Source organism: Polaromonas sp. P4_F9 (assembly GCF_056401235.1).
The window spans coordinates 113,601-129,005 of record NZ_JBFUJT010000015.1; the positions used below are offsets into that span (position 1 = coordinate 113,601).

General features: G+C 64.3%; 12 protein-coding genes. 7 read left to right on the forward strand and 5 right to left on the reverse strand.

The genetic code is table 11. The annotated features are described in order from the left end of the window. Window positions 1-80: 80 nt before the first annotated feature. From AC1DUB_RS14940 to AC1DUB_RS14970, 7 genes are all read left to right on the forward strand, one after another. Window positions 81-1,535, forward strand: coding sequence for a benzaldehyde dehydrogenase (locus AC1DUB_RS14940; protein ID WP_477730160.1), 1,455 nt, complete (start codon window positions 81-83; stop codon window positions 1,533-1,535). Window positions 1,536-1,558: 23 nt separating this feature from the next. Then, window positions 1,559-2,326, forward strand: a complete 768-nt coding sequence (locus AC1DUB_RS14945; RefSeq protein WP_477730161.1) for a coniferyl-alcohol dehydrogenase — start codon at window positions 1,559-1,561, stop codon at window positions 2,324-2,326. Between the two features lie 61 nt (window positions 2,327-2,387). After that, window positions 2,388-4,061, forward strand: a complete 1,674-nt coding sequence (locus tag AC1DUB_RS14950; RefSeq protein ID WP_477730162.1) for a DUF1302 domain-containing protein — start codon at window positions 2,388-2,390, stop codon at window positions 4,059-4,061. A 43-nt stretch (window positions 4,062-4,104) separates the two neighbouring features. Beyond that, the gene (locus tag AC1DUB_RS14955) at window positions 4,105-5,460 is read left to right on the forward strand and encodes a DUF1329 domain-containing protein (protein WP_477719414.1); all 1,356 of its coding nucleotides are present in this window, start codon (window positions 4,105-4,107) and stop codon (window positions 5,458-5,460) included. Continuing rightward, the gene (locus tag AC1DUB_RS14960) at window positions 5,460-6,539 is read left to right on the forward strand and encodes a WD40/YVTN/BNR-like repeat-containing protein (protein ID WP_477719374.1); all 1,080 of its coding nucleotides are present in this window, start codon (window positions 5,460-5,462) and stop codon (window positions 6,537-6,539) included. The genes AC1DUB_RS14955 and AC1DUB_RS14960 overlap by 1 nt, the downstream gene beginning before the upstream one ends. A 10-nt stretch (window positions 6,540-6,549) precedes the next feature. Then, window positions 6,550-8,976, forward strand: coding sequence for an efflux RND transporter permease subunit (locus tag AC1DUB_RS14965; protein ID WP_477730163.1), 2,427 nt, complete (start codon window positions 6,550-6,552; stop codon window positions 8,974-8,976). A gap of 18 nt (window positions 8,977-8,994) precedes the next feature. Further along, window positions 8,995-9,954, forward strand: coding sequence for an alpha/beta hydrolase (locus AC1DUB_RS14970; RefSeq protein WP_477730164.1), 960 nt, complete (start codon window positions 8,995-8,997; stop codon window positions 9,952-9,954). Between the two features lie 33 nt (window positions 9,955-9,987). Here the strand turns inward: AC1DUB_RS14970 and AC1DUB_RS14975 are convergent, their stop codons facing one another. From AC1DUB_RS14975 to gsiB, 5 genes are all read right to left on the reverse strand, one after another. Further along, on the reverse strand, window positions 9,988-10,806 hold the full coding sequence (locus AC1DUB_RS14975) for a M55 family metallopeptidase (RefSeq protein WP_477719377.1): 819 nt from the start codon (window positions 10,804-10,806) through the stop codon (window positions 9,988-9,990). A 10-nt stretch (window positions 10,807-10,816) separates the two neighbouring features. Continuing rightward, window positions 10,817-11,893, reverse strand: a complete 1,077-nt coding sequence (locus AC1DUB_RS14980; RefSeq protein WP_477719378.1) for a DmpA family aminopeptidase — start codon at window positions 11,891-11,893, stop codon at window positions 10,817-10,819. A 15-nt stretch (window positions 11,894-11,908) separates the two neighbouring features. Then, window positions 11,909-12,829 (reverse strand): glutathione ABC transporter permease GsiD, encoded by a 921-nt coding sequence (gene gsiD, locus AC1DUB_RS14985; protein ID WP_477719379.1) that lies wholly within the window; start codon window positions 12,827-12,829, stop codon window positions 11,909-11,911. 13 nt (window positions 12,830-12,842) lie between these two features. Then, the gene (gene gsiC / locus AC1DUB_RS14990) at window positions 12,843-13,763 is read right to left on the reverse strand and encodes a glutathione ABC transporter permease GsiC (protein WP_477719380.1); all 921 of its coding nucleotides are present in this window, start codon (window positions 13,761-13,763) and stop codon (window positions 12,843-12,845) included. Between the two features lie 78 nt (window positions 13,764-13,841). Next, a complete protein-coding gene (gsiB, locus tag AC1DUB_RS14995) occupies window positions 13,842-15,404 on the reverse strand; it encodes a glutathione ABC transporter substrate-binding protein GsiB (protein WP_477719381.1) in 1,563 nt (520 codons plus the stop codon). Between the last annotated feature and the right edge of the window lies 1 nt (window position 15,405).

Genomic DNA, 15,405 nt, shown 5'->3' on the forward strand with positions numbered 1-15,405 from the left:
GTTGGTCTGTGCATTGCAATACATCCGGCAAGTCGCGGAAAAAGTGACGAACTGATAAACCAACCGAAAGGGCTTTTCCCATGGGTGTAGCAGATGCAACAGCATTTTTTAATTTTTCCGGCCTGAAGCAAGCTGCCTTGGGTGGTGGTGCACGCGATGTGATCGAGCCCGCCACGGGCCAGGTACTGTGCACCGTGGGCATTGCCGATGCGGCCGACGTGGCCGCCGCCACTGCCGCTGCCGCTGCCGCGCAAAAAGCGTGGGTAGTGGTGCCACCGCGTGAAAAGGCTGAAATTTTTCGCCGTGCTGCCGCCCTGTTTCAGCAGCATGGTGATGAATTGGCGCTGTACGCCGCACGCGAGACGGGCGGCATTTTGGCCAAAGGCCAGCATGAAATTCGCGAAGCCGCGCTGATCTGCAACCTGGCCGCCGGCATGCCCCTGCAGTCGCAAGGCCATGTGCTGCCCAGTGTGCCGGGCCGCACCAGCATCGCGCGCCGTGTGCCGCACGGCATTGTGGGGGTGATTTCGCCCTTCAACTTCCCGATGATCCTGACCATCCGCTCGGTGGCCCCGGCCCTGGCCGCTGGCAATGCCGTGGTGATCAAGCCCGACACCCGCACCCCCGTAACGGGTGGCCTGATGATCGCCCGCATCTTCGCAGAGGCCGGTTTGCCCAAAGACTTGCTGCAGGTCTTGCCTGGCGACGCTGAAGCCGGTGAAGCCCTGGTCATTGACCCGCTGGTGCCGATGATTGCCTTCACCGGTTCGCCCGCTGTGGGCCGCCGCATTGGCGAGCTGGCTGGCCGCCACCTGAAGAAGGTGTCGCTGGAGCTGGGCGGCGCCAATTCCCTGATCATTCTGGACGATGCTGACCTGGATGTGGCCGCCAGCAATGCCGCCTGGGGTGCTTACTTTCACCAAGGCCAGATTTGCATGGCTTCCAACCGCATCCTGGTGCACGAGAGCATGGCCGCCGAGTTGACCAGGCGGCTGATTGCCAAGGCCACGCATTTACCGATGGGCAACGGTGCCAGCGGCCAAGTAGCCCTGGGCCCGCTGATCGATGCCAGGCAGCGCGACCGCGTGCACGCCCTCGTGCAGGACAGCGTGAAAGCGGGCGCCAAGCTGGAAGCCGGTGGAGTTTTTGACGGCCTGTTCTACAAGCCCACCGTGCTGACGGGCGTCAAGGCCGGCATGCGGGTGTATGACGAAGAAACCTTTGGCCCCGTCGCCAACATCATCACCTACAAGACCGATGCCGAAGCCATTGCCCTGGCCAACAACAACACCGGCAGCCTGTCTTCCGCCGTCATTTCCAGGTCGGTAGGCCGTGCCATGGTGGTGGGTCAGCAGCTGAAGTCCGGCATGGTCCACATCAACGACCAGACCGTGAATGACGACTGCGTCAACCCCTTCGGCGGCCCCGGCATTGCGGGCAACGGCACCAGCGTGGGCGGACCGGCGGACCTGGAGGAATACACCCAGTGGCAGTGGATGACGATCAAGGACACGGCGCCCACCTACCCGTTTTAAGTCAAATTTTTGAGGAGAGATTTATGAGTTTGCAAGGGAAAACCATCGTCGTCACAGGCACCTCGTCCGGCATTGGGGCCGAGGTGGCCCGGCTGGCCCGCTTCCAGGGCGCCAAAGTCATTGGCATGGACCGCAACGACCCCAGCTTGACGCTGGATGATTTCGTGAAGGCCGATCTGGGAAGCGCCGCCGCCATTGATGCCGCCGTGGCCCAGTTGCCTGCGCACATTGACGCGTTTTGCAACGTCGCTGGCGTGCCCGGCACGGCCGCAGGCGACCTGGTGGCCCGTGTGAATTACCTGGGCCTGCGGCACCTGACGGAAGCCGTGTTGCAGCGCATGCCGCGTGGCGGCAGCATCGTCAACGTGGCCTCCATCCTGGGTGCCGAATGGCCGCTGCGGCTGGACCTGCACAGGGAGCTCGCCGCCGTCAAGGGCTTTGAGGCCGGTGCTGCCTGGCTGCGCGACCACCCCGTGCCGCATGCCACCTGCTACCAGTATTTCAAGGAAGCCCTGATCGTCTGGAGCGCCACCCAGTCGCAGGAATGGTTCCTGGGCAAAGGGGTGCGCATGAACTGCGTCGCACCTGGCCCGGTGTTCACGCCCATCCTGGGCGATTTCGTCTCCATGCTGGGCGAAGAGCGGATTCAAAAAGATGCCCACCGCATGCTGCGCCCGGCCTTTGCCGACGAGGTGGCTGCGGTGATCGCCTGGCTGTGCAGCGATGCGGCGCGCTGGGTCAGCGGCGTGAACATTCCGGTCGATGGCGGCCTGGCCTCGACCTATCTCTGAGCAAGCGATAGACCCCCACCGACCCCCACCGATCCACCGACCATAACTTGAGGAGACATGCATGACAAAAAAAATCACCCCCTTCCAACTCGGCGCCCTGGCGCTGGCGAGCAGCCTGTTCTGCGCGCTGTCGGCCCAGGCCATGGAGTTGGGTTCCGACCCCGACACCAGGATACGGCTGGACTTCACGCCAAAGTACAGCACGGCTTATCGGCTGAAGGATGCTTCGGCGGCCCTGACGGTGCCGTCGCCCGATGCCGGCGTGGCCAATGAGAACGATGGGAATGCCAACTTCAGCAAAAAAGGCATCGTCTCCAACCGCGTCGATTTGCTGACCGAGTTCGATGTGACCCACGGCAACGTCGGTCTGCGCATCAGCCATTCCGCCTGGTACGACTCGAAGTACCGGGGCACCAATGCGAACGACGGCACGCTGGGGGTTAGCAACTTCGTCGGCCAGCCCGCCAACCAGTTCATTCCAGCGACCAGCGCCCAGCATGGCCGCGATGGCGAGTTTCTCGATGCCTTTGCGTTTGCCAAGGGCAACCTGGGCAGCATGCCGGCTTCGATCCGCGTCGGCAAGCATGCCTTGCAATACGGCGAAAGCCTGTTCTTCGGCCAGAACGGCATTGCCAATGCGCAAGGCCCGGTGGACATCGCCAAGATCGTCTCGGTGCCCAACTGGCAGTTCAAGGAAGTGCTGCTGCCGGTGGAGCAGATTTCCGGCTCGCTGCAGGTGGCGGAGGGGGTGACCCTGGGCGGCTACTATCAGCTCAAGTGGCGGCCCAGCAAGATCCCTGGTGTGGGCAGTTATTTCTCGAATCAGGACTACATCGGCGGCGGCTGGGTCTACCTCGGCCCGACCACGGTACTCAACACCGACAACAGCAAGGACCAGACGCCGGGCAACAGCGGCCAGTTCGGAGCCCAACTGCGCTGGTCGCCTGCAGGCAGCGCGTTTGAGTACGGCCTCTACGCCGCACGCTACAACGACAAAACGCCATCGGTACCGGTGTTCGACCTGATCAATGGCAACGTCCACAAGGTTTATGCCAAGGGCATCAAGACCTTTGGCGCCAGCGTCACGTCGTCCGTGGGGCAGCTCAACTGGGCGCTGGAAGGCTCGGTGCGCACCGACGCACCGCTGGCCAGCGATCCGGCTGTGTTGGGCGGTGCGCCCTTCATGCCGCCGGTTAATTGCGACGGATCGGCCAGCAACCCCTGCCACGCCATCGGCAAGACGGCGCACCTGAACCTGTCGGGCATCTATGTGCTCACCAAGTCCAGCCTGTGGGACGGCGGCGCTCTTTTGGCCGAGCTGGCCTGGAACCGGGTCCTGAGCGTGACCAGGAACCCCAGCGCCGTCGGCTTCGGCGGGCTTGACCCCAACACCACGCGCGATGCCGCGGCCTTTCGCATGATTTTCGAGCCGCAGTACTTCCAGGTACTGCCCGGCCTGGACCTGTCGATTCCGATCGGCCTGGGCTACAACTTTGGGGGGCGCTCTTCGGCCATCTTCAACTTCGCCGGCGGTGTCAGCAAAGGGGGCGACTTCAGCGTCGGCATCAAGGGCAAGTACCAGGAATGGAATGTGGGCCTGAACTACACCGCCTTCTTCGGCAAGGAGAACACCTTCACCGTCACCGATGCGAGCACGCCCACCCGCATGCTGTCCTACGGCCAGACGCTGAAAGACCGCAACTACCTGTCCTTCACCGCTTCCCGTACTTTCTGAAAACACATTTCTGAAAACACCTATTACCGAGACATACACCATGATGAAGTTCGCAAACCCCCCCTTGCTCGCGGCGGCCCTGTTGACCGCTGCCCTGACCGCCCAAGCCGCCGTGAGCGCGGACGAGGCCGCCAAACTCAAGACCACGCTGACCCCGTTGGGCGCGGAGAAGGCTGGCAACAAGGACGGCACGATTCCCTCCTGGGACGGCGGCCTGAGCAAGGCCGCACCCGGCTACAAAAACGGCGATGCCCGCCCTGACCTGTACCCCAACGAAAAGCCCACCCTGTCGATCAACGCCAAAAACATGGCGCAGCACGCCGACAAGTTGAGCGACGGGGTGCAGGCCCTGATGAAGAAGTACCCCGACTTCCGCATCGACGTGTACCCCACGCACCGCACCGCTGCGGCCCCTCAGTCGGTGTACGACAACACCTTCAAGAACGCCACCCGCGCCAAGACCGTTGAAGGCGGCTACGGCATGGAAGGTGCTTTTGGCGGCGTGCCATTCCCCATCCCCAAGGACGGCTATGAAGCCATGTGGAACCAGCGCACCGCCTGGCGCGGTGGCAACGTGACCCTGCCGATGCGGGTGTGGGTGGTGACGGCCGATGGCCGACGTGCCATGGCCTCGGGTGGCACGCAGACCCTGAGCCAGGCTTTTTATGCCAAGGACAGCAGCCTGGAGAAGTTCGACGGTTACTACTCGCTCGGCAAGTTCGTCGCCAACGCGCCGGGCTCCAAGGCGGGCGAAGCGATTCTGGCGCTGGACGGTGTTTCAGAAGCCGCGCCGCGTGGCCTGTGGCAGTACCTGGTGGGCCAGCGCCGGGTGCGCAAAGCGCCTTCGGTGGCCTATGACACGCCCGACTCGGTGACTTCCGGCATCGGTTTGTTCGACGAAGCCTTCACCCTGTTTGGCCCGATCGACAAGCATGAGCTGAAGCTGGTGGGCAAGAAGGAGATGTACATCCCCTACAACAACAACCGTGCTGCGTCAGCCAAGGTGGAAGACCTGGTGACGCCCAACACGCTGAACCCGAGCCAGGTGCGCTGGGAACTGCACCGTGTGTGGGAAGTGGAGGCCACGCTGGCCTCGGGCAAGCGCCACGTGGTGCCCAAGCGCAAGTACTACATCGACGAAGACTCCTGGCAAATCGCGCTGTTTGACGGCTGGGATGCCAAGGGGCAACTCTGGCGCACCAACTATGCCCTGATGCTGACCCTGCCAGACGTTCCCGCCGTATCGAATTTTGTGTTGTGGGGCGGCTACGACATGCAAAACGGTTCTTACTACCTGAACATGGCCTCCAACGAAATGCCCAAGCAGTATGAAATCGTGCCGCCGATTCCGCGCAGCTTCTTCAGTGCTGAATCCCTGTCCAACGAAGGCGCGCGTTGATGAGCGGATTCGCACAAGCTGGCGTTGCGCGGCGAGCGGCCCTGCGGGGGCTGCTCGGCATGGCGGCCACGGCCACGCTGCCCGCGTGGTCGGCCACTGCCCCGGCCGTGCTGTCGCAAGCCGCCCTGGTGACGCCCAAGGCCCTGGGCGCGGCCACGCTGGCCGTGACCCGCGCAGGCAAGCGCCTGGTGGCCGTGGGCGAGCGCGGCACCGTGCTGCTGTCGGACGACCACGGCGCCCGCTGGACGCAGGCCCAGGTGCCGGTGCAAGCCACCCTCACCACGGTGCGTTTTGCCGATGAAAAAACCGGCTGGGCGGCAGGCCATTTGGGCGTGATTTTGCGCAGCGACGACGGCGGCGCCACCTGGCACAAGCAGCTCGACGGCCTCCAGGCCGCTGCGCTGGTGCTGCAAGCCGCGCAGAAGTCGGGCGATGAAAAGGCGATCGCCAACGCCCAGCGCCTGGTGGAAGAGGGCGCGGACAAACCATTTTTTGACCTGGAATTCATCGACGCGCAACGCGGCTTTGCCGTGGGAGCCTACGGCCTGATGTTCGCCACCGTGGACGGCGGCAAGACCTGGGCGGCGGTGGGGCCGCGTTTGCCCAACCCCAGATCCTTGCACCTGTACGGCCTGCGCGCCCATGGCAATACCTTGCTGATTGCGGGTGAGCAGGGCCTGCTGCTGCGCTCCACCGACGGTGGGGCCAGCTTTAGCGTGCTGGAGTCGCCCTACAAAGGCAGCTTTTTTGGCTTGCTGCACACCGCAGGCGATGTCTGGGTGGCCTACGGCTTGCGCGGCACGGCTTACCGCTCCATGGACGCAGGCCCGCGCTGGGAAAAACTCGATACCGGCCTGCCCATGGCTGTCGGCGCGGGCGCGGCTTTGGCCGGCGGTGGCTTTGTGCTGATGGGCCAGGCCGGGGACGCATTGGTGGGGCGCGACGATGGGCCCGCGCTCAAGCGTGTGCCTGCGCGCGAGCCGGTTCCGGTGTCGGGTGTCGCCATCGCAGCCGATGGCAGCCTGGTGCTGGCCAGCCTGCGCGGCATGCGACGGCTGCCTGCCCTGTCTGTTGACTGAAGAAAATTTTATGCACGCCGATTCCTCCTCCATCAACGCATCCAGCCAGCCTGTCGTCGCGCGGCTTGAAGATTTCGACACGCGCTCCGGCACGCTGCTCGAACGCGCCTTTTTTAACCACCGTCCCTGGGTCATGGCCCTGTGCCTGCTGCTGACCCTGGTGCTGGGCTGGCAGGCGACAAAACTGCAATTGAACGCCAGCTTCGAGAAGACCATCCCGACCTCGCATCCTTACATCGTCAACTACCTGGCGCACAAGGGCGACCTGGCGGGTCAGGGCAACGCGTTGCGGCTGGTGGTACAGGCCAAAAAGGGCACGATTTTCGACAAACGCTATCTGGATGCGCTGCAGAAAATCAACGACGAAATTTTCCTGCTCCCCGGCGTGGACCGGCCTTTCATGAAGTCGCTGTGGACCTCCAACACCCGCTGGGTGGCGGTGACCGAAGAGGGCCTGGACGGCGGCCCGGTGATTCCTGACACCTTTGACGGCTCGCCAGCGAGCCTGGCCGAGCTGCGCGCCAACGTGGAGCGCTCGGGCGAGATCGGGCAACTGGTGGCCGGCGATTTCAAATCCAGCATCGTGTTTGTGCCCCTGCTGGACCGCAACCCCGAAACCGGCAAGGCGCTGGACTACGGTGATCTGTCGCGCCAGATCGAAGTGCTGCGCGCCAGGTACGGCAGCGACACGCTGGAGATCGGTGTGACCGGTTTTGCCAAGGTGGTGGGCGACCTGATTGAAGGCCTGCAGCAGGTGTTGCTGTTTTTCCTGCTGGCCCTGGCGATCACCACCATAGTGCTGTTTGCCTACACCCGCTGCGGCCGCAGCACGGCGCTGGTGGTGGCTTGTTCCCTGGTGGCGGTGGTCTGGCAGTTCGGCCTGCTGGCGCTGCTGGGTTATGAGCTGGACCCGTACTCGGTGCTGGTGCCCTTTCTGGTGTTTGCCATCGGCATGAGCCACGGTGCGCAGAAGATGAACGGCATCATGCAGGACATTGGCCGCGGCACGCACCGGGTGGTGGCGGCGCGCTATACCTTTCGCCGCCTCTTCATGGCCGGCCTGACAGCGCTGCTATGCGACGCGGTGGGCTTTGCCGTGCTGGTCATCATCCAGATCAAGGTGATCCAGGACCTGGCCCTGATCGCCAGCATTGGCGTGGCCGTGCTGATCTTCACCAACCTGGTGTTGCTGCCGATTTTGCTGTCCTATACGGGCGTGGCCCCATCGGCAGCGGCGCGCAGCCTGCGCGAAGAAGCCGTGCAAGAGGGCGCCGGGCGCCCCTGGCTGTGGGCCTTGCTGGACCACTTCACGCAAAAGCGCTGGGCCACGGCGGCCATCGTGGTCTCAGGCTTGATGGCGGCGGGCGGTTACGCCGTCAGCCTGAACCTGAAGATTGGCGACCTGGATCCCGGCGCCTCCGAGCTGCGGGCCGACTCGCGCTACAACCGCGACAACGCCTACCAAATCTCGCATTACGCCGCCAGCGCCGACATCCTGACCGTGATGGTGACCACGCCGGTGGACCAGTGCACCAGCTACGGCACGCTGGCCAGGCTGGACAGCCTGGCCTGGGGCCTGGAGCAGTTGCCGGGCGTGGAGTCCACCAACTCCATGGCCGCGCTGTCCAGGCTGGCCATGGTGGGCTACAACGAAGGCAACTTCAAATGGTTTGAGCTGCTGCCCAACGACGGCGCTCTGGGCGGCGTGCAAACCCGCGCCCCGCGTGAGCTGTTCAACCAGAACTGCTCCTTCCTGGCGCTGTATGTGTACCTGAAGGACCACAAGGCCGAAACCCTGTCGCGGGTGGTGGCCGAGGTCGAGAAATTTGCCGCGACCAACAACACGCCCGAGGTCACTTTCAAGCTGGCCGCCGGCAGCGCCGGCATTGATGCGGCCACCAACATCGTGGTGGGCAAAGCCATGCAAGAGATGCTGCTGTGGGTCTATGCGGCGGTGGTGGTCCTGTGCTGGATCACCTTTCGCTCCTGGCGTGCCGTGGTGGTGGCGGTGCTGCCGCTGGTGCTGACCTCCATCCTGTGCGAGGCGTTGATGGTGTGGCTGGGCATGGGCGTGAAGGTTGCCACCTTGCCGGTGATTGCACTGGGCGTGGGCATCGGCGTGGACTACGCGCTGTATGTGCTGAGCATTACCCTGGCCCGCATGCGGGAGGGCGCCAGCCTGTCAGACGCCTACCACCATGCGCTGCAGTTCACGGGCCGGGTTGTCATGCTCACGGGCATCACGCTGGCGCTGGCTGTCGGCACCTGGGCTTTTTCGCCCATCAAGTTCCAGGCCGACATGGGCATTTTGCTGGCCTTCATGTTCGTCTGGAACATGGTCGGGGCGCTGGTGCTGCTGCCTGCACTCGGCCATTTCTTGCTGCGCAAACCTGCCACCACCGCTGTCGTGTCAGCCGCCGTTTCTGTGCCTGTCTGACCTTTCAGGAAAACCCATATGACCGTATCCCCTGTTTGTGCCACGCTTGATGTGGCACCACTCGACCCTGCCTTTGCAGGTTTTCTGGCCCAAGCTGCAGCCCAGGGATCCCCTCCTCTGGAGGCCTTGCCGCCGCCCATGGCGCGGCAGGTCTACCGGGACCTGGCCAACGCCTTGGGCCTGCCCGGCCCGGCCATTGGCAAGGTGGAAGATAAATGCATTCCCGGCCCCGGTGGCGTGCTGCCTTTGCGGGCATACAGTCCCACGGCTCAGGGGCCGTGGCCCGTGCTGTTGTACGTGCATGGAGGGGGTTTTGTGATGGGCGATCTGCAAACGCATGACGAGGTCTGCCGCACCCTGTGCCACCTTACGGGCATGCTGGTCGTGGCGGTGGACTACCGGCTGGCCCCCGAACACCCATTCCCCGCCGCACCCGATGACGTGGCAGCGGCCCTGCGTTGGATCTGCGCCCATGCGGACACCTTAGGTGGTGACCCGCATCGCATCGCCGTGGCGGGCGACAGCGCCGGGGCGCAGCTGGCCCTGGTGGCGGTGCGGCGGGTGCAGTTCCCCGCGGTGCGAGCCCTGGGCCTGATTTACCCCGTGGCGCAGCACCCGGACGAGCCCAGCCCGTCGTACGAGGAAAATGAAGGCAAATTCCTCACCAAGGGGGTCATGCAGTGGTTCACCGCCAGCTATCTGGGCGGGCCATCACCAACGCCGCCAGACCACCCTGATGTGGCGCTGCTGAAGTCCGGGCTGGCGGTGCTGCCCGCCACCTGGGTCGCCACCATGGGCCATGACCCGCTGCGTGACGAAGGCCATGCCCTGGCCCTGCGTGCCGAGGCAGCAGGCGTTTTGGTCGCGCACCAGCACTACCCCAGCGCCATCCACGCCTGCATCCATTTCAGCGCCGTGTCCCCCATTGGCCCGCAGGTGCTGGCGGACTTGGCGCAGTGGTTGCGCGAGCAGGCTTGATAGGTCAGGCCGACTGGCCTGGCCTGTGATGCGCTAGCGCAGCAGGGTTGACATGGCCGACAGGCAGTTGAGCATGCGGACGGCGGCTTCCACCGTCGGTGCTTCAAGGCCGACTTCATCGCCATCCAGTCGCTGCAGGGTCGGCCACTGGCAAAACAGGTCGGCCAGCGCCGGTGTCTGGGTCTGGATGTGCACGGCGATAGGCCCCGTCAGCACGAAGGGGCGGGCCGCGCCGAGCTGCGCCAGCGCGGTCGCCACGCCCACCTGGATGGCGCTGCAGGCCTGCGCGGGCGAGAGGCTGATGCCGCTGGTCTGGCCGGTGGCGCGCTTGGTTTGCACAAAAGTGGCATGCGGGAACACGGGCCGGTGTTCCTCGATGAACACATCGTCGCCGCTGGCCATCACCACCGGCACGCCATACTCGCCGGCCAGCGCGCCATAGATGCCGGCTTCGCCCAGCTCGACGCCGTTGAAGCGCACGCGCGCAAATGCAAAGCTGTTGATGGTGTGGGCCAGGATGCCGCGGCCCTGCGCACGCGAGTGGTAACCGATCATGCAGACGGCGTCCACGCCGTTGTCGACGCCGGCCATCATGCTCAGGTAGCGCGGCTTGCCCATGACGGCCTGGGCGCGAGCGTCCAGCAGGTCCGGCGGCATGTTGCGAAAGCCGCCGTGCGAATCGTTGACCAGCACCTCGGTGGCGCCGGCCTCGAAAGCGCCGGCAATGGCGGCGTTGGCCTCGTGCGTCATCAGCAGGCGGGCGCGTTCGTACTCGGGGTTTCCGGCGCGCACCTGCTCGTGGTGGAAAACGCCGGCAACGCCTTCGATGTCTGTGGAAATCAAAACTTTCATGGGAACTCGTTCAGGGTGTTTGTGGATGTGTCGGTGCGGTCCCGCCGGGCAGCAGATCGGCCAGTGCGCGGCGGTGGTGGCCATTGCGGCCGGTCACGGCACGGGCGCAGCAGAGGGCGTGGACGATGGCCTGCTCGGTGCTGTCGGCCACGGCCTGAAACAGCGGGTCGATCAGGCCGTCATGCAACATGGCCACAGCCGGCATGGGTCTGCCGGTTTGCTGGGGCACGGTGTAGGCGGTGGAAAAAGCCAGAGCGATGTCGCCGCTGCCGTGGCCGAACACGGAACCGGTGCGGGCCAGGCCGGCGCCGGCGCGCAGCGCCAGCCGGCGCAACTGGCGCGCATCGAGCGGTGCATCGGTGGCAATCAGCAGGATGATGGAGCCCTTCTCGGGCTCGTCAGCCTCCAGCGCCAAGGGGCCGGCCAACTGGCTGGCCAGTCGGGCGCCCAGGGCCTGCCCGGCCATGACCAGCTGCGGCAGCCGGCCGTAGTTGGCCAGCACCAGCGCGCCGACGGTGTGTTCGCCGCCGCCGGGTGCCGGGACGCGGCGCGACGCCGTGCCGATGCCGCCCTTCAGACCAAAACTCGACATGCCACGGCCGGCACCGACCGAGCCCTCCTCAACATCCGCGCCCGCTTGCGCGCAGGCTTGCTGGTAGTGCTGCCCGGTGACGGCCATGCGCTGGATGTCGTTGAGGAAGCCATCGTTGCACTCAAACACCAGCGGATTGACCGTGGGCAGCTTGCGGCCGGTTTCGGGGTTGGCGGCGATGCACTGGCGGATTTGTGCCTCGGCCACGGGGGCGACCGAAAAGGTGTTGGTCAGCGCAATCGGCGTTTCCAGAACGCCTAGTTCCTCGACCTGCACCAGTCCCACACTCTTGCCGAAGCCGTTGAGCACGACCGCGGCCGCGGGCACCCGGTCACGAAACAAATCGCCGCCATGGGGGCAGACCACCGTCACACCGGTCTGCACTTCTTGCGCGTCGAGCGTGCAATGGCCCACGGTAACACCGGCCACATCGGTGATGGCATTGCGCGGCCCAGGCGGCAGGCTGCCAATGCGGGGCAGCAGATGGCGAGGCATCACGAAATGCCCCTGTTACTGACGGTCAATTTTTGGGTCCAGCGCATCGCGCAGGCCGTCGCCCAGCAGGTTGAACGCCAGCACCGTCAGAAAGATCGCCATGCTGGGAAACAGTGCCACGTGCGGTGCGTTGACCATGTCGGCGCGCGCTTCATTGAGCATGGCGCCCCATTCGGGCGTGGGCGGCTGCGCGCCCATGCCGAGGAAAGACAGGCTGGCCGCCGTGATGATGGAGGTGCCCAGGCGCATGGTGAAGTAGACGACGATGGACGAGATGGTGCCCGGCAGGATGTGGCGCATGATGATGGTCCAGTCCGAAGCGCCTATGCTGCGTACCGCCTCGACATAAGTCATCTGCTTGAGCACCAGGGTGTTGCCGCGCACCAGCCGCGCAAAGGCCGGCACGCTGAACACCGACACGGCCACCACCACGTTGACCATGCTGCTGCCCAGGATGGCGACCACGCCGAGTGCCAGCAGGATGCCGGGAAAGGCGAACAGCACATCGGAAATACGCATCACGATGCGGTCCCACCAGCCTTCGTAATAGCCGGCCAGCAAACCCAGTGCGGTGCCGATCACACCACCAATGGCCACCGAGGCAAAGCCGGCGGCGAGCGAAATACGCGCGCCCACCAGGATGCGGCTGAAGATGTCGCGGCCCAGCGGGTCAACGCCCAGCCAGTGCTGCCACGACGGCCCGGCATTGAGCTTGTCGTAGTCGAAAAAGTTTTCGGCGTCGTAGGGCGCAATGACCGGCGCGAGCAGGGCCAGCAGCACCAGCAGCAGCACGAAGGCCAGCGCCCCCATGGCCACATGCTGCTTCTTGAATTTGCGCCAGAACTCGGTCCAGGGCGTGCGCACGCGGGTGTGTTGCGTGGCCATGGGCGGCGCCGCGATGGCGACGGCGGCTTCGTTGACGATGGTCTGTGTCATGGCTGGCTTGTTCTCATTTGTAGCGAATGGTGGGGTTGATGAAGCCGTAGAGCACGTCCACCACCAGGTTGATCAGGATGAACTCCAGCGAAAACAGCAGCACCAGCGTCTGGATCACCGGGTAGTCGCGCATGGTCACGGCATCGACCAGCAAGCGGCCCAGGCCGGGCCAGTTGAAGACCGCCTCGACGACGATGGAGCCGCCCAGCAAAAAACCGAACTGCAGGCCCATCATGGTGACCACGGGGATCAGCGCGTTGCGCAGGCAATGCTTGAAAATAACCGTGCGCTCTTTCAGGCCCTTGGCACGGGCCGTGCGCACAAAGTCTTCCTGGATCACTTCGACGAAAGAAGCGCGCGTGAAGCGCGCCATCACGGCGGCCACGGCCGCGCCCAGGGTCAAGGACGGCAGGATGTAGTGCTTCCAGCTGTCGGCTCCCACGGTGGGCAGCCAGCCAAGCTGCACGGAGAAGACCTGCATCAGCAGCATGCCGAGCGCGAAGGCCGGAAAAGAAATGCCCGAGACGGCCACCGTCATGCCCAGCCGGTCCGGCCATTCGTTGCGAAACACCGCAGAAACCACGCCTATGGCCATGCCGAAAATCACCGCCCAGCTCATGCTGGTCAGCGTCAGCAGCAGTGTCGGCAGAAAGCGTTCGGCGATTTCGGTCGACACCGGGCGCCGCGTGCGCAGCGAGGTGCCGAAGTCGCCTTTGAGCATGTGCGTGAAGAAGCTCACGAACTGCTCGGGTAGCGGCCGGTCCAGGCCGAGCTCCTGGCGCACCAGTTCCACAGTCTGTTGGTCGGCATCCTGTCCGGCCGCCAGGCGTGCCGGGTCACCCGGCAGCATGTGGACGAACAGGAACACCAGCACCGCGACGATCAGCAGCGTGGGCGTCAGGCCCAGCAGCCGTTTCAAAAAATAGTTCAGCATGATGGAGTCGGGTCAGGGCGTGCGCCAGCGGAGGCTGGCGCACGCGGGAACGGTGCAAAGAAGGCGTAAAGGAAATGCTTACTCAGCGACCGCGATTTCGTCCGAGTTGATGTTGCCGTCGGGCATCACGTAAACGCCCGACAGGCGCTTGCTCGTGGCGTACAGGTTCTTCTCCGTCACCAGCGGTGCCCAGGGCGCGTCTTTCATGATTTGCTCCTGTGCCTGGCGATACAGGTCTGCTTTTTCCTTGTCGTCGACCGACTTCAGGGCGCTGGCGATGTAGCCGTCCACCTTCTCGTTGCTGTAGTAGGCGGTGTTGTTCAGCTTGGGTGGCCAGGCTTCGGTGGCCAGCAGCGGACGCAGCGCCCAGTCGGCTTCACCAGTCGAAGAAGACCAGCCGGCGTAGTACATGCGCACTTTCGCGGTTTTGGCGTCCGGCGCGGCTTGCACCCACTCGGTACGCTGGCCGGGTTCGAGTGACTGCACCGATATCTTGATGCCCACCTGAGCCAGCTGCTGCTGCACGAACTGGATGGTTTTCTGCGACGTGGTGGTGGTGTAGGCGCCCCAGAGTACCGACTCGAAGCCGTTGGCGTAGCCGGCTTCCTTGAGCAGCTCGCGCGCCTTTTTCGGGTCATAAGGCCACGGCGCCATCTTGTGGGCGTACTTGACACCCTGCGGCACGATGCCTTCGGCTGGAACGGCATAGCCACCGAAGGCCACTTTGGCAAGCGCTTCCTTGTTGATGGCGTAGTTGATGGCCTGGCGCACCTTGAGATTGTCGAAAGGCTTTTGCAGCATGTTGAAGCTGAGGTAGCGCGTGATGATGGACGGGCCGGTCACCATCTTGAGCTTGGCGTTCTTCTCCAGTTCAGTAGCCTGCTCGTAGGGCAGCGGAAAGGCAAAGTCGGTTTCACCAGTCTGCAGCATGGCGGCGCGCGTGTTGTTCTCCAGCACCGGCTTCCAGGTCACGCTGTCGACCTTGGGGTAGCCCTTTTTCCAGTAGCCGTCGAATTTCTTGACCTTGATGAAATCGGTCTGCTTCCATTCCACAAAGGTGAAGGGGCCGGTACCGACCGGGTTGAAAGCGATGTCCTTGTTGCCGTATTTTTTGAGCGCCGTCGGGGAGATCATCGCGGCCGAGGCGTGTGCCAGCGAGTTGATGAAGGGGCCGAAAGGCTCCTTGAGCGTGATGCGCACGCTGTACGGTGCGAGTGCTTCGACCTTGTCCACGCGGTTGAACTGGTTGATGCGGGCCAGTTTGTTGTCGGGGTTGAGCACCCGGTCCAGCGTGGCCTTGACGGCTTCGGCATTGAAATCGGTGCCGTCATGGAACTTCACGCCCTGGCGCAGCTTGAGGGTGTAGACCAGGCCGTCCTTGGAAACGGTGTAGCTTTCGGCCAGCACGTTCTCGATTTTCAGGTCTTTGTCGAACTGGAACAGGCCCTGGTAGAAGGACTTGGTGACCGCCGTGGTCAGCGTGGTGTTGGTGTTGTAGGGGTCCAGCGTTTCAGGCTGGCCGCCGATGGCCAGCACCACGTCCTTGGCGGCAAGGGCCGAGCCAGCGGAGGCCAGGGCCAGCAAGGCCAGCAGGCTGGCAGCCAGGGCCTTGGGTCGAAGCGGTGTCATACGTTCTGTCATG